Here is a 16,024-nt window from a genome sequence, read left to right on the forward strand (position 1 = left end):
TGTTTTTTATTATATTTGCGATGATAATAAAATAAGTCATATAGCGATGGAACAAATCAAGAACGAAAAACTTACTGTGGTAATCGCAGAGCATGGAGCTGAATTGCATAGTATCAAAGATGCTGATGGTAAAGAATATCTTTGGGATGGTGACGCTAGGTACTGGAATCGTCACTCTCCTATCCTCTTCCCTATCGTATGTGGACTTTGGGAAGATACTTATCGGGTAAAAGGTAAGGAATATCAACTCCATCGCCATGGTTTTGCACGGGACTCTGATTTTCATATTATTGCTAAAGGAGATAACCAGGTGGTTTTCGCTTTACATGATACACCAGAAACATATAAGAAATATCCATTCCACTTTAACTTGGCTATCAGCTATAAACTTGATGGTAACAGAATTCATGTGGTATGGCACGTGGAAAATACGGACAATAAGGAGATTCATTTCCAGATTGGCGGTCATCCTGCATTCCTCGTACCGGGTTGTGAGAAAGGTGAGCCTATGCATGCCCGACTACGCCTTGACGAGTCGGAACCGATGAGATTGTTCGGCAACAGAAATGGTTGTATCGTTCCTGGATACCATAAGGTAGAAACGAAAGATGGTATCTGGGAGGTTGATGAGGAAACCTTCAAGGAGGACGCTGTAATCTTCGACCATCAACAGCTAAAACATATCGAAATCCTTGGAGAAGATGACGAGACTTTGGTGGCCGTTGACATGAAGACTCCTGCTGTCGGCATCTGGAATCCTTATGGCAAGCATGCTCCTTTCATCTGTATCGAACCGTGGTATGGCATTCACGACTGGGCTGAATTTGATGGCGAATTCAAGGAGAAATATCTGATGAATAGTCTCTTACCGGGTGCTAGTTTTATGTCAGAATATACGATCACCATCGGTGAATAAGAATAGAGACATTAGGATAAAAAATATCGCGAGGCATTAAAAGGCTTCGCGATATTTATTTTCTTCTTTATCTTCGAGCATACTCAGATAACTCTGATATCTGCTCTCGGCTATAAAATGATCTTCAACGGCTTTACGTACTGCGCATCCTGGTTCATGGGTATGCGTACAATTCGAGAACTTACACTCTTTGGAGAATTCAAATATCTCTCTGAAATAGCTGGTTAGTTCTTCTTTCTCGATATCGAAGGTTCCAAAACCTTTTATTCCAGGAGTATCAATGACATATCCTCCATTAGGAAGCTCCAGCATTTCACTAAATGTCGTGGTGTGCATACCGGTGTCATGTGCATCACTGATTTCTGCAGTACGTTGCTGTGCCTCTGGTATCAATATATTTATCAGAGTTGACTTACCGACACCACTATTGCCACTGAAGAGTGTTACTTTATCAGCTAATAGTGGGCGCAACTCATCAACTCCTTCACCCGTAGCAGCACAAATCTCACAGCAATCATAACCTATCGTCTTATAGAGTGTCATCATCATCTGCTGATAACGCTGTTCATCTTCATCAAGAATATCACGCTTATTGAATACCAAGACAACAGGTACACGATAAGCCTCCGCTCCAGCAAGGAAACGATCTATAAAGGTTGTACTTGTCTGAGGATGACTAACAGTGACTATAAGAAATGCTTGGTCAAGATTAGCCGCTAGGATATGGCTCTGCTTACTAAGGTTAGGTGATTTGCGTACAATGTAGTTACGACGATCATCAATCGAAGTGATGAACGCCGTACCCTCTTGATTGGTAACAATCTCGACACGGTCGCCCACAGCGACAGGATTCGTCGAACGAATACCCTTGAGTCGAAAGTTACCCTTTATCTTGCTCTCGATAACCTTGCCATCATCGGTCTTTACGGTATACCAAGAGCCAGTATTTTTAATAACTAATCCTTTCATGAATTATACCGTCATGATTTCTTTCTGCTTAGCAGCCAGAATACCATCAATCTCCTTGATGAAACGGTCGTGAGCTTTCTGTAGATCAGCTTCTGCATCTTTCTCCAAATCCTCAGAAAGACCATCTTTGATAGCCTTCTTCAACTTTTCCTTAACATCGGCACGGACGTTTCGAATCTGTACCTTTGCACCTTCACCGATTTTATTACATTGCTTCACAAGTTCCTTACGACGTTCCTCGGTAGGCTGAGGCAAATGCAGAATTACCATCTCGCCATTGTTTTCAGGAGTGATACCAACATCACTATCCATAATACCTTTTTCGATATCACGGATCTGCTTACGATCCCAAGGACGGATTGTGATGGTACGAGCATCAGGAACTGACACATTAGCAACCTGATTGAGAGGAACCATCTGACCGTAAGATTCTACTCTTACACCATCGAGGATTGCAACATTAGCACGTCCGGCACGAATGCGAGCAAGTTCTTCCTCCAAATACTTCGATGCCTTCTGCATTTTCTCTTCGGCACCTTTCAAAGTTTCTTTTACGTCTATCATAATTCTTATATTTAATTTCTAATCGACAAATTTATATATTAATTTTAATATCACAATGTTTAGACCACATTTTTTCTCATCGAGACAGTTCTTTTTCTATGATGTTGGTAAGTTCTACAAACTGTGCTACCGTGAGTTGTTCCGGCCGCTTCGTCATGATATCTTGCGTAAAGAATTCTGCAGAAGGCATACATTCTCTACTGAACATCTGCTTGATGCTGACACGTAACATCTTTCGACGCTGATTAAAAACAGTCTTTACCAAACGCTTGAAAAGTTTTTCATCGCATCCAAGGTCTGTCACCTCATTACGAGTCATGCGAATAACTGCACTCTTCACCTTTGGAGGTGGATTGAAAACGTTCTCATCAACGGTAAACAAATACTCGCAATTATACCAAGCTTGAATCAAAACAGAAAGAATGCCATATGCCTTATTCCCCGGTTTACTAGCAATACGCAAGGCAACCTCTCGCTGAATCATACCCGTACAACAAGGTATAAGATCCTTGTTGTCAAGCATCTTGAAGAATATCTGTGATGAGATATCGTATGGATAGTTTCCCGTAAGTACGAACTGCTGTCCATCAAACACCTTTGTAAGATCCATGCGCAAGAAGTCTTCACCCAAGATGTTATCACGCAAACGTGGAAATGCTTCATTCAGATAAGCCACACTCTCGCGGTCTATCTCTACGACCTTGAAAGGACGCGGCTTCTCTACAATATATTGGGTCATAACGCCCATACCTGGTCCAACTTCAAGCACAGGTATGTCGGGACAGGCATCAACGGTATCAGCAATACGCTTAGCAATATTCAAGTCGGTAAGAAAATGCTGACCTAAATTCTTTTTCGGTTTGACTGCTTTCATACGAATTTATTTCTTTGGGACAAAGATACAAAATAAAAATGAAAAAAAAGTGGCGAACCGACCTAAATCGATTCGCCACACATATTTTTATTATAAATTCGTTCAAAAAAAGAAAGGAGCAATTACTTTTTCAAGTTAATCTTATGCCCCAAATTTACTGCCTGTGCAATCATGATTGCTACTACGGCAAAACTCATTAATATAACCATAATAAAATGTTTTAATTTAAATTATCCTCTCATATATCTTTTTACCGATGCAAAGATAAATATTATTTGCTGTGTGCGCAAACATTTATGCTAAAAAGCTCATTTTAGGGCGTTTTTATTGATTTTCGTCAATAGATTGACATACGTCAAGAATAAGTTTTTCATAAAATTCCGAAATTTTACATTTTCGATTTCTTTGTTCTCGAGATAATGTATTATCTTTGCACGTATTATGAACTATAAAAATGTAGTAAACACAGCTTGGAAGATATCACTATCCATCATACTTGGTGGCGCTATTCTTTATTGGATGTATCGAGATTTCAATTTCCAACAAGTACGCCATGTGCTTACAGACGAAATGAACTGGACTTGGATGCTCCTCTCCTTTCCTTTCGGAATACTTGCTCAAGCCTTTCGTGGATGGAGATGGAAGCAGACTTTGGAACCGGTCGGCGAAAAGCCAAGAAGTTCAGTAAGCGTATACTCTATTTTCTTATCTTACGCTGTTTCGTTAGTCATCCCTAGAGTAGGCGAATTTGCCAGATGCGGTGTGCTGAAAAGATGGGATAAGGTTTCTTTTCCTAAAGCCATAGGAACTGTTGTCACAGAACGGGCCATCGATTCCTTGTTAATCTTATTGATAGCAGCCCTTACCTTTCTTGCTCAAATACCTATATTCCTCACCTTCTTCAGAAAAACAGGCACCAGCATAAACTCTATATTTGGTCAATTCACAACCACAGGTTATCTGGTAACAGCAGTTTGTGGTATTTCCATACTTATCTTAGCTTGGTATCTATTACGCAAATTGTCTATATACGATAAGGTGAAATCTACTATCGGAGGTATCTGGCAAGGGGTTATCTCTCTGAAGAACGTAAAGAACATCCCCTTATTTATATTTTTTACTATCGCAATATGGGGAAGCTATTTTTTTCATTACTATCTTACATTCTTCTGTTTCGAAGCTACAAGTCATCTCAGCATCGCCTGTGCCTTGGTTACATTTATCGTAGGAAGTATTGCCGTCATTGTTCCTACTCCTAACGGAGCTGGTCCTTGGCATTTCGCGGTAAAGACAATGCTTATCCTTTATGGTATAGGAACCTATGATGCGCTATATTTTGTACTCATCGTACATTCGGTTCAAACACTACTCGTTATCCTACTTGGCATCTACGCTTGGATAGCCTTAGCGTTAACCGGAAAGAAAAAAGATACAGATAAAATTCTTAATTAAAACTATAAAACTATGAGTGAAATTGCAAATTTAAAACCAGAAGCCATTTGGCGCAACTTTGATGCATTAACACAAGTTCCTCGCCCTTCTGGACACGTAGAGAAGGTACAGCAATTCTTACTCGACTTTGCCAAGAAGGCTGGCGTCGAGGCTTTTCAGGATCCTGCTGGAAATATTGTTATGCGCAAACCTGCTACACCAGGCATGGAAAACAGAAAGACTGTATTGATGCAGGCTCACATGGATATGGTTCCGCAAAAAGCTCCAGACAGCAAACACAATTTTGAGACCGATCCTATCGAGACTCACATTGAGGACGGATGGGTATATGCAAACCACACCACACTAGGAAGTGATGACGGTATCGGTGTTGCTACCATTATGGGTATCATGGAAAGCAAAGACTTGAAACATGGTCCTTTAGAGGCCTTGATCACTCGCGATGAGGAAACCGGTATGTATGGTGCAAACGATCTTCCTGAGGGTGAGTTGAACAGCGATATCCTTTTGAATCTTGATTCTGAGACATGGGGTAAGTTTGTTATCGGTTCCGCTGGTGGTATTGATATTACAGCAAATCTAGAATATAAAGAGGTAGAAAACGATCAGGAAACTGCCGTAAAGGTAACTTTAAAAGGTCTTCGTGGTGGTCACTCTGGTCTCGAGATCAATGAGGGTCGTGCCAATGCTAACAAAGAGATGGTTCGCTTGGTAAGAAAAGCTATTGCTGAATGTAGCGCAAGACTTGTTAGTTGGCAGGGTGGAAACATGCGCAACGCAATACCTTTCAAGGCTGAAGTTGTTTTAGCATTACCAAAAGCTGAAGTTGAGCACTTAGAGAAGTTAGTGAAGGAACAGAAAGAACTTATCGAAGATGAATTCAAGACCATCGAGAACAATGTAGAGTTCTTTACCGAGAACGTTGAGGCTCCGAAGAATCTAGTTCCGGAAGAAATCCAAGACAACCTTATCGATGCGATTTATGCTTGTCATAATGGTGTTGTAAGAATGATTCCTGTATATCCTGACGTTGTAGAAACTTCCAGCAACCTTGCCATTATCAACATTAATGAAGGTAAAGCAAGCTTCAAGATCCTCGCTCGTAGTTCTCGCGAAGATATGAAGGAGTATATTGCTACTCAACTCGAAAGTTGCTTCAGCATGGCAGGCATGAAGACAGAACTAAGTGGCTCATATGGTGGCTGGGATCCAAATCCAGACAGTGAGATTCTCGGTTTGTTGAAGAAAGTATACAAAGAGCAAAACAATCAGGAAGCTATCGTACAGGTAGACCACGCAGGTCTAGAATGTTCAGTAATCCTGGGCAAATATCCTAATCTTGATGTTGTTTCTCTTGGTCCTACGCTCCGCAGTCCACATACAGCAAGTGAGCGCTTTGAGATTGCTACAGCAGAACCTTTCTGGAAACTCATGACACAAGTTCTCGAAGAGATTCCTGAGAAGTAAAATGTAACCAATACCTAAATATACATTTAAAGGCATAGTGATGATACCCTTGTATTGTTACTATGCCTTAATTTATTTTCCAAACTCACCTTATATATAATATGACTCACCCGATAAAAGAGTAAACCATGACCATATCCATACCATGAGAGAAATAGAACAAACGTTAACGCAAAAAACTCTATATTCTGTACTCGCTTATCGATTTTTTATTGTATCTTTGCAACCGGAAAAATCAATTTATTAATTCAAATGGACGATTATCACGCGGAAGATAACAATTTATAAGCGTGAGGATTCTGCAGATTGCTAATCCTCACACTCGTTTAATTCATGGAGATTAGCAACAATGAGAACATTTTGGAACATTGAAAATAACCTGAAGGCTATCAATGAATGGCAGCCAAATTGCTGGATTCAAGTAACATGTCCAACCGACGAAGATCAGCAATTACTTGAACAAGAGTATAATATCCCTGACTACTTTCTTTCAGATATCAGCGATACCGATGAGCGTGCACGTTACGAATATGATGACGGCTGGATGCTTATCATCCTACGTATCCCATATGTAAAAGAAATACGTTCTCGTACACCTTATACTACAGTACCTTTGGGTATTATCCATAAAAGAGACGTCACCATCACCGTATGCTATTATGAAACGAACATGATGATCGACTTTGTCAGTTTCCAGCAAAAGAGAGGTGTCGGTTTCACAGATTATGTCGATTTAATTTTCCGTCTGTTCCTATCATCTGCAGTATGGTATCTGAAAAGACTAAAGCAAATCAACTCATTGATAGAAAAGGCCAAAAGAAATCTTGACCAAGGTGTAAACAACGAAAGCCTTATTGGTTTGAGCCGTCTACAAGACTCCCTGACCTACTTCATCACCTCTATCCGTGGAAACGAAAACCTGCTCCAGAAATTGAAGTTCAAATTACAGGTGGACGAATTGGATGCTGACTTGATAGAAGATGTCAATATTGAGATGTCACAGGCTCGCGAAACCACCAATATCTATTCGGATATCTTGGAATCCACAATGGACACCTATTCCAGCATCATCAACAATAATATGAACACCACGATGCGTACGCTGACCTCCGTCAGTATCATCATGATGTTCCCAACACTTATTGCATCACTCTTTGGTATGAACCTGATCAACGGAATGGAAAGAAGTCCTTTCGGATTCGTCATCGCCATCGTAATCTCCGTAATCGTATCAGGACTTTCATGGTGGATTCTACGCTATAAGAGACTACTATAAAGAAAAAATCGAAAAAAAACATCGAAAATTAGGAATTTACAATTATTTTATTTAAGTTTGCAACTTAATTAAGTAATTGTGGCTTAGCCTTATAGCAAGCCTTGAAACCCGAATCATAAACTAAAAAGTGACATGATGGACTCTCAAGAGAATGCCCTGAATCAGGGAAATTTAGAAAAAGAGCAAAAGGTTGAATCACCTACTGCTCAAGTAGAAGACGCAGCAAAGAAAGCATACACTACCAAAAAGGAAATTTTGGAACGTGTAACTGAAATTGCACGTAGTGAAGACCGTCCACAAAAGGATGAAATTGACCACTTGAAGACTCTCTTCTACAAACTACATTTTGCAGAACGTGAAAACCAAATGAAAGAATTCCTCGACAATGGCGGAAAGGCTGAGAATTTCCAGATTTTACCTGATGAAGACGAGGAAGTCTTTAAGGCCGAGATGCAAATCATCAAGGAGAAAAGAGCAAAGATTTTCCTTGAGCAGGAAGAACTGAAAAAGAAGAATCTAGAAAGAAAACTAGAAATCATCGAAAAGATAAAAGCAATGGCTACTTCTCCTGAAGAAGCCAATAAGTCATATCAGGACTTCAAAGCTCTACAACAGGAATGGAAAGAGATAAAAACCGTTCCGGCCGAGAAAGCGAGTGAGCTATGGAGAAATTATCAGCTATACGTTGAACAATTCTATGACTTACTTAATCTGAACAGAGAAGCTCGCGAATATGATTTCAAGAAGAATCTGGAAATCAAGACCAAGCTATGCGAGGCAGCAGAGAAACTAAACGACGAAGAGGATGTCATCAGCGCATTCCATCAGCTTCAGGAGCTCCACCAGCAGTATCGCGAGACAGGTCCTGTGGCTAAGGAACTTCGAGAGAGTATCTGGGTAAGATTTAAAGCCGCAAGTACTGTTATCAACAAGAAGCATCAGCAACACTTTGAAGAGTTGCGTGCAATAGAGGAAGAAAACCTTACCAAGAAAACTGCCCTTTGCGAAAAAGCAGAGGCTATTGCCAAAGAAGAAAACAAAGGTGCTGCTGATTGGGAAAGACATACTAAGGAAATTATCGCTATCCAAGCAGACTGGAAAAAGATCGGTTTCGCACCTCAGAAGATGAACGTGAAAATCTTCGAACGTTTCCGTGCTACTTGCGACGATTTCTTCGGAAGAAAAGCAGAGTTCTTCAAGGAACTGAAAAATAAATTTGCAGAAAATGCAGAAAAGAAGAAAGCCCTTGTCGAAAAAGCGCAAGCTTTAACAGACTCAACAGACTGGAAATCTGCTAGTGACAAGTTTATTGCTATGCAGAAAGAATGGAAAACCATAGGCATGGTACCTAAAAAACTAGGTGATCAGCTATGGAATGACTTTATGGCTGCATGCAATCATTTCTTTGAAGCCAGAAATGCTGCTAATGCAGGTACAAAGAATGCTGAACATGAGAACCTTGACAAGAAGAAGAACATTATCGCTCAACTTCAGAAACTTGTAGATCAAACTGACGAAGGGCTACAAGAGAAAGTTCAGAAACTTGTAGAAGAATATAACAGCATAGGCCATGTTCCTTATAAAGAAAAGGATAATATCTATAAAGAGTATCATAGTATCCTTGACAAACTTTATAAAGATTTGCATATTAATATTGCACGTAAACGTCTCGATAACTTCAAGAGCAACCTTAAAAACGTTGCCCGCAAGGGTGAAGATGCACTCGATAACGAACGTGCAAAACTCATGCATCGCTACGAGGCCTTGAAAGGCGAGATTAACACATATGAAAACAATCTCGGATTCCTTAATGCGTCAAGCAAAAAAGGAAATAGCTTAATAGACGAAATGAATCGAAAAGTTGAAAAACTTAGAGATGATTTAAAACTGGTAAGAGAAAAAATCAAAGCTATCGACGCAGAGAATAAATAATCAATAAGAACGCCCTCTATTCGTTATAGAATAGAGGGCGTTTTACATTTATAACACCTAAAAGACACCCCCTCTATCATTAACAATTATAATTGTCTAAAAGTAAGGGCGAAAAAAAAGCATCTTACATTGTAAGATGCTCTATGTTGGGATACCCGGACTCGAACCAGGAATGACAGGACCAGAATCTGTAGTGTTACCATTACACCATATCCCATTATTGCTATAGGTTGTTTCCCTTATTGCGAGTGCAAAGGTACTGTTTTTTTTCGAACCGCCAAAACTTTTTGGAAGAAATTTCTAAAAAAAATCAAAAATCTCCGATTTTAGGAGGCTTTTCTTTGCATTTTACATAATTTACACTACCTTTGTCCTCACATATACATTATTATATATAATTGAAATTATCATTTGAATGAAAGAAGCAAAAGAATTAGTTAAGACTATAACAGAAGGTATACAAGAGAAAAAGGGATCAGGCATAGTTATTGTAGATTTAACTCATATAGACGGTGCTATTGCCAAATATTTTGTTATTTGCCAAGGGGGCTCCCCTACCCAAGTTGAAGCTATCGCAGAATCCGTTTCTGAATTTGCTAGAAAAGAAGGAGAAAAACCAGTCAGCGTTGTAGGACTCGAAACAGATCAGTGGGTCGCTATGGACTATGTTGATGTACTTGTCCATATCTTCCTCCCTGAAGCTAGAGAATTCTACGATTTGGAAAATCTTTGGGAGGATGCTAAACTAACCCGTATTCCTGATGAATACTAATAGCGATTTTACATTTATAACTAATAAGAATCATGGAACAAGGCGATTTAAATAATTCCAATAACAAGCAACCTAAGATGCCACGCTTCAACATGAGCTGGCTCTACATAACCATTCTTGTAGGTTTAATTTTCCTCTTTATGACAGGAGGTGGAAACTTACTCGGAGGTAGTGCAGCACAGAAGGCCTCTTACACAGAATTCAAAGATTATGTAAATAGAGGATATGCTCTCAATGTTGTCATCAACAAAGATGAAAGTACACTTAAGATGTATGTACAAGCTAAATACATCCGACAAGTATTCAACCTAAGTGCTAAACAGGTTGGCCCAAACCCATATGTAGAAGTTGAATTCGGTTCTGTTGACGAATTGGAGAAATTCCTTACAGCAGAACAAAATGCACATAAGATCAAGGCTTTCAGCTACGAGAACAAGCATAGCAGCGACTTCATAAACATTCTCATCCAACTGTCACCGATAATTTTCTTCTTTATCTTCATTTGGTGGATAAGCAGAAGAATGGGCGGCAACAGCTCTGGTAGTGGCATGGGGGGCGTATTCAACGTTGGAAAGTCAAAGGCCAAGATGTATGAAAAAGGAAATGACCTAGGCATTACCTTCAAAGATGTTGCTGGTCAGGAAGGAGCAAAACAGGAAGTCGAAGAAATCGTAGAATTTCTGAAGAATCCAAAGAAATACACCGACCTTGGTGGAAAGATTCCTAAGGGCGCCCTTTTGATAGGTCCTCCAGGAACTGGTAAGACCTTACTTGCCAAAGCCGTTGCAGGAGAAGCAGGTGTTCCTTTCTTCTCTATGAGCGGTTCAGACTTCGTAGAGATGTTTGTCGGTGTCGGAGCCAGCCGTGTTCGTGACCTTTTCCGTCAGGCTAAGGAAAAAGCACCATGTATCATCTTTATTGATGAGATTGATGCCGTAGGCCGTGCTCGTTCTAAAAATCCTGCTATGGGAGGTAACGATGAAAGAGAGAATACCCTCAATGCATTGCTCACCGAAATGGATGGATTTGGCACAAATAGTGGTGTCATCATACTTGCAGCAACAAACCGTGTTGATATGTTAGACTCAGCACTACTCCGTGCAGGACGTTTTGATAGACAAATTCATGTCGACCTACCAGATCTACAAGAGCGCAAAGCTATCTTTATGGTTCATCTCAAACGCGTGAAATATGACGAAAGCGTAGATATAGACCTGTTAGCACGACAGACTCCAGGATTCTCCGGTGCCGATATTGCCAACGTTTGTAACGAAGCAGCACTTATTGCAGCCCGCCACGACAAGAAAAACGTCAGCAAACAGGATTTCCTTGATGCCGTTGACAGAATTATCGGTGGTTTGGAAAAGAAAACAAAAGTCATGACCGCCGAAGAGAAGAAAACGATTGCACTTCACGAAGCAGGACATGCTACGATCAGTTGGTTCTGTCAATATGCGAACCCATTGATCAAAGTAAGCATCGTGCCACGTGGTCAGGCTCTTGGAGCAGCATGGTATCTACCAGAAGAGCGACAGATCACAACAAAGGAGCAAATGCTTGACGAGATGTGTAGTCTATTAGGTGGTAGAGCTGCAGAAGAACTTTTCACGGGTCACATCTCTTCAGGTGCTGTAAACGATCTTGAGCGTGCAACAAAGAGCGCATACGGCATGATAGCCTATATGGGTATGAGCGACGAATTGCCAAATATCTGTTATTACAACAATAACGAATATCAATTCCAGAAGCCTTACTCAGACACAACAGCTCAGAAGATCGATAGTGAGGTACTGAAGATGATAAACGAACAGTACCAACGTGCAAAGGAAATTCTTACAGAGCACAAAGAAGGACACAACCAACTGGCAGAACTTCTGGTACAGAAAGAAGTCATCATGGCAGAGGATGTAGAGAAGATCTTCGGTAAACGCCCTTGGATAAGTAGAAGTCAGGAAATCATGAACGACAAGCAACCAAAGGTCGATGCTGCCGTAAAAGAATTACCAGAAGTCAAAAAAGCCATCGAAGAGCATGAAAGAAGACTAAATGCTCAAGAAGGTGAAGCAGAACAACCAAACGATTCTGACAATAACATTGATAATAAAGCAGAATAATCATGAGTGACAAACAAAGAAATCTGGTTATCAGAGCAATCACAGGTGCTTTTTTTGTGGTATTAATGGTAGCAGGAATCCTATATTCCTGCCTCTCCATGACAATACTCTTTGCCATCATTACGGGAATGACGATCTGGGAGTACACAGGCTTAATCAATCAGTCTGACAAAATCATTGTAAACCGATTCATCTCTACTGCAGCAGGAGTATATTTATATCTAGCATTCGCCGGATATTGCTCAGGCTTCGTGAGCTCTGCAGCATTCATCCCTTATCTGCTAACGATCGTTTACTTATTCATTAGTGAACTATATACCAAAAATGAGAACGCGATAAACGATTGGGCCTATACCATGTTAGCACAGATGTATATAGCCCTGCCATTGTCCATGACAAACGTATTAGCGTTCCTTGGTACCAATGACGGTTCTACGGAATATGCACCAATCCTACCCATGAGCATATTCATATTCCTATGGACTAACGATACGGGCGCATATTGTAGCGGTTCGTTATTCGGTAAGCACAAACTCTTTCCACGAATAAGTCCTGGAAAGAGTTGGGAAGGTAGCATTGGTGGAAGTATCTTTGTCATTATCGCTGCCAATCTAGTTTATTTCTTATGGGCCTCCAATCTCGAGAACAATGGTACGATTTTATCAACAATGAACATTACACATTGGATTGGACTTGGATTAGTAGTGGTTGTATTTGGCACTTGGGGTGATCTTGTAGAGAGCCTTTTCAAGCGCACCCTTGGCATCAAAGATAGCGGCAACATATTACCGGGACACGGTGGAATGCTTGATAGATTCGATTCATCGCTCATGGCCATTCCTGCCGCAACCATCTATCTATATACTATCACTATGTTCTAAAAAATCTCTTGTCTATTTCTGAGACAAGAGATCAACCATAATACGGGCAGCATTATCAGGAGCGATAGTGTTGCCCAGTTTTATACGAATACCCTGATATCCTTCAAGCATTTGTTCCCGATATTTCTGTCCTGGAAGAATCTTATATAATTCATCCACGAGTCCATCCACCGTAAAACGGTCTGCAAGCATTTCTGGAACAACTTCCTTACCAGCTATCAGATTTACCAGTGATATAAATTTCACCTTAATAATATGTTTAAAGGCAAAACGAATAAACTTAGGTAATGGCGTTTCATAACAAACGACCTGAGGGACATCAAACAAAGCCGTTTCAAGAGTTGCCGTTCCACTGGTAACCAATGCCGCCTGACTATGCGCCAACAGCGGATAAGTATCACTACTGACCTTTTTCACACAAGTTCCATCAATATACTTCTGATAAAACTTATCCTCTATAGAAGGAGCACCAGCCAAAACAATCTGATAATCCTCAAAATGCGAAGCAGCCTCCACCATCGCAGGTAAGTTATCTTTAATTTCCTGTTTTCTACTACCTGCAAGAAGCGCAATAATAGGGCGCGAAGAGTCAAGATTATTCCTATTACAGAAATCCTCGTAACCTTCATGATAATCAGAGCGGAACTCAGCAATTTCCTGTGCAGTAGGATTACCCACATAATGTATTTTATACTTATGCTTTTCCTCATAGAAAGGCACTTCAAAAGGCAAGATAGAAAACATTTCTTTCACATCCCTCTTTATAGCCTTTATTCGCCATTCCTTCCATGCCCATATCTTAGGAGAAATGTAATAATAAACCGGAATTTTAGTCTTGGCCTTCAAGAACTTGGCTATATTCAGATTAAAGCCAGGATAATCAACAAGAATAACCACATCTGGATTCCAAGTGACTATATCCTGTTTACACATAGCCATATTCTTAAATATCGTAGGAAGATGAAGAAGAACAGGAACAAACCCCATATAGGCCAGCTCTTTATAATGGCGTACACAAGTACCCCCCTCAGCTTTCATCAGATCGCCGCCAAAGAAACGGAATTCAGCATTCTGATCAAAATATTTCAAAGATCGCATTAATCTTGAAGCATGCAAATCTCCACTAGCTTCCCCTACGATAATATAGTATTTCATAAATTCCAGTTTTTGAGTTCTTTCATAAATTCATAAGCTGTAACATCCATCGTTGTAGGTGTGATAGATACATATCCATGAGTCAATGCCCACTGATCAGTATCTTCGGCATCAGGTTCATCATTACGATACTCCCCTACCATCCAATAGTAGTCATAATTACGAGGATGACGTTCTTTCACGACCTCATTTATCCAACTACCATAAGTCATCCTACATATTTTTGTACCCTTAAAAGGTGGCATCTTTGGGAAATTAACATTCAGACAAATTCCTTTAGGCAATCCCTCTTTTAACACACGAGCAACAATAGACCGCACATACTCTGACAAATAACTTAGATCTGCATTTTCATCATAGTTACAACTAGAGAATGCAATCGAAGGAATATATTTCATACATCCCTCCATGGCAACACCCATCGTACCAGAATAATGATTGTTTACAGAAGAATTATCACCATGATTAATACCACCAAGGATAAGATCCGGTTTACGTTCTTTGCAGAACTGATCAAGAGCGATTTTAACACAGTCCACAGGAGTACCACTACAAGACCACACCTCAACATCAGGAATTGTATAACGCCGCTTCAAGCGTAAATATTCAACCGCAGAAAAAGCACAAGAATAACCAGACCGAGCAGATTCCGGAGCACACACCAGAATATCGGCCATATCTTTAAGGAATTCAACAAGATATCTTATTCCTCCCGAATGATATCCATCATCATTCGAAATCAATATCAAAGGTTTCTTATCTTTCATATTTCACTCATTAATTTCGATGCAAAAGTACTAAAAAAAGGTTTAAATATCGTATTTCTCACATATAATTTGTAACTTTGCAATCAAAACTTGTATTGAAAGGAATAAGAAAATGGGAAAAATAATTGCATTAGCCAATCAAAAAGGCGGTGTGGGCAAAACGACAACCACAATAAACTTGGCTGCGTCATTGGCTACACTCGAAAAGACTGTCCTAGTTGTCGATGCAGACCCACAAGCTAATGCTTCAAGTGGTTTAGGTGTCGACATTAAAGAAGTTGACTGTTCCTTATATGAGTGCATCATTGACCACACAGATGTTCGCGATGCCATCTACACTACAGATATTGATGGCCTAGATATCATCCCTAGCCATATTGATTTGGTCGGTGCTGAAATTGAAATGCTTAATCTTAACAACCGTGAAAAAGTAATCAAAGCACTTCTTGATCCAATTCGTGAAGAATACGATTACATATTGATAGACTGCTCGCCATCATTAGGCTTGATTACGGTCAACTCTCTTACGGCTGCAGATTCTGTCATCATTCCAGTGCAGTGTGAGTATTTTGCACTTGAAGGAATCAGCAAACTTCTGAACACGATCAAGATTATCAAGAGCAAGCTCAATCCGAAATTGGAAATCGAAGGCTTCCTGTTGACAATGTACGACAGTCGTCTTCGCTTGGCAAATCAGATATACGACGAGGTAAAACGTCATTTCCAGGAATTGGTTTTCAAAACCGTTATCCAGCGCAACGTTAAATTATCAGAAAGTCCTAGTCACGGACTTCCTGTTATCCTTTACGATGCGGATTCTACAGGAGCGAAGAATCATCTTGCATTAGCCAAGGAAATCATCAATAAAAATGAAAAGTGAAAATT

General features: G+C 40.1%; 14 protein-coding genes and 1 tRNA gene. 9 read left to right on the forward strand and 6 right to left on the reverse strand.

What is annotated here, in order from left to right; translation table 11 throughout:
- Positions 1–46 precede the first annotated feature (46 nt).
- Complete coding sequence (locus K333_RS0102430; protein WP_024989063.1) at positions 47–916, forward strand: aldose 1-epimerase family protein; 870 nt, start codon at positions 47–49, stop codon at positions 914–916.
- A 36-nt stretch (positions 917–952) separates the two neighbouring features.
- Here K333_RS0102430 and rsgA read toward each other — a convergent pair whose 3' ends face one another.
- The 3 genes from rsgA to rsmA form a co-directional block, all read right to left on the reverse strand.
- Positions 953–1,885: a ribosome small subunit-dependent GTPase A gene (gene rsgA / locus K333_RS0102435; protein ID WP_024989062.1), complete on the reverse strand. Its 933-nt coding sequence runs from the start codon at positions 1,883–1,885 to the stop codon at positions 953–955.
- Positions 1,886–1,888: 3 nt separating this feature from the next.
- Positions 1,889–2,449, reverse strand: a complete 561-nt coding sequence (gene frr, locus K333_RS0102440; RefSeq protein ID WP_024989061.1) for a ribosome recycling factor — start codon at positions 2,447–2,449, stop codon at positions 1,889–1,891.
- 76 nt (positions 2,450–2,525) lie between these two features.
- The gene (rsmA, locus tag K333_RS0102445) at positions 2,526–3,323 is read right to left on the reverse strand and encodes a 16S rRNA (adenine(1518)-N(6)/adenine(1519)-N(6))-dimethyltransferase RsmA (RefSeq protein WP_024989060.1); all 798 of its coding nucleotides are present in this window, start codon (positions 3,321–3,323) and stop codon (positions 2,526–2,528) included.
- A gap of 441 nt (positions 3,324–3,764) precedes the next feature.
- Between rsmA and K333_RS0102450 the strand changes: the two genes are divergently transcribed.
- From K333_RS0102450 to K333_RS0102465, 4 genes are all read left to right on the forward strand, one after another.
- Positions 3,765–4,775 (forward strand): lysylphosphatidylglycerol synthase transmembrane domain-containing protein, encoded by a 1,011-nt coding sequence (locus K333_RS0102450; protein WP_024989059.1) that lies wholly within the window; start codon positions 3,765–3,767, stop codon positions 4,773–4,775.
- A gap of 12 nt (positions 4,776–4,787) precedes the next feature.
- Complete coding sequence (locus K333_RS0102455; protein WP_027452288.1) at positions 4,788–6,242, forward strand: aminoacyl-histidine dipeptidase; 1,455 nt, start codon at positions 4,788–4,790, stop codon at positions 6,240–6,242.
- 349 nt (positions 6,243–6,591) lie between these two features.
- The gene (locus K333_RS0102460; protein ID WP_024989058.1) at positions 6,592–7,518 is read left to right on the forward strand and encodes a magnesium transporter CorA family protein; all 927 of its coding nucleotides are present in this window, start codon (positions 6,592–6,594) and stop codon (positions 7,516–7,518) included.
- A gap of 132 nt (positions 7,519–7,650) precedes the next feature.
- Positions 7,651–9,450, forward strand: coding sequence for a DUF349 domain-containing protein (locus K333_RS0102465; RefSeq protein ID WP_027452289.1), 1,800 nt, complete (start codon positions 7,651–7,653; stop codon positions 9,448–9,450).
- A gap of 146 nt (positions 9,451–9,596) precedes the next feature.
- On the opposite strand, the gene K333_RS0102470 is transcribed toward K333_RS0102465, so the two are convergent.
- Positions 9,597–9,667: transfer RNA gene (locus tag K333_RS0102470), tRNA-Gln, on the reverse strand.
- Positions 9,668–9,865: 198 nt separating this feature from the next.
- Between K333_RS0102470 and rsfS the strand changes: the two genes are divergently transcribed.
- Genes rsfS through K333_RS0102485 form a run of 3 tightly spaced genes read left to right on the forward strand, consistent with a single transcriptional unit; the run spans position 9,866 to position 13,217 of the window.
- A complete protein-coding gene (rsfS, locus tag K333_RS0102475) occupies positions 9,866–10,222 on the forward strand; it encodes a ribosome silencing factor (RefSeq protein WP_024989057.1) in 357 nt (118 codons plus the stop codon).
- A gap of 32 nt (positions 10,223–10,254) precedes the next feature.
- Positions 10,255–12,336 (forward strand): ATP-dependent zinc metalloprotease FtsH, encoded by a 2,082-nt coding sequence (gene ftsH / locus K333_RS0102480; RefSeq protein ID WP_024989056.1) that lies wholly within the window; start codon positions 10,255–10,257, stop codon positions 12,334–12,336.
- Between the two features lie 2 nt (positions 12,337–12,338).
- Positions 12,339–13,217, forward strand: a complete 879-nt coding sequence (locus K333_RS0102485; protein ID WP_027452290.1) for a phosphatidate cytidylyltransferase — start codon at positions 12,339–12,341, stop codon at positions 13,215–13,217.
- A gap of 12 nt (positions 13,218–13,229) precedes the next feature.
- Here the strand turns inward: K333_RS0102485 and lpxB are convergent, their stop codons facing one another.
- Complete coding sequence (gene lpxB, locus K333_RS0102490; RefSeq protein WP_024989055.1) at positions 13,230–14,372, reverse strand: lipid-A-disaccharide synthase; 1,143 nt, start codon at positions 14,370–14,372, stop codon at positions 13,230–13,232.
- Positions 14,369–15,139, reverse strand: a complete 771-nt coding sequence (surE, locus tag K333_RS0102495; RefSeq protein WP_024989054.1) for a 5'/3'-nucleotidase SurE — start codon at positions 15,137–15,139, stop codon at positions 14,369–14,371. Before surE ends, lpxB begins: the two co-directional genes overlap by 4 nt.
- Positions 15,140–15,251: 112 nt before the next feature.
- On the opposite strand from surE, the gene K333_RS0102500 reads away from it, so the two are divergent.
- Positions 15,252–16,019 carry a ParA family protein gene (locus K333_RS0102500; RefSeq protein WP_024989053.1) on the forward strand — a complete coding sequence of 256 codons (768 nt, stop codon included), beginning with the start codon at positions 15,252–15,254 and terminating at the stop codon, positions 16,017–16,019.
- The last annotated feature ends 5 nt before the right edge of the window (positions 16,020–16,024 follow it).

Source organism: Segatella albensis DSM 11370 = JCM 12258, assembly GCF_000426565.1.
GTDB lineage: Bacteria > Bacteroidota > Bacteroidia > Bacteroidales > Bacteroidaceae > Prevotella > Prevotella albensis.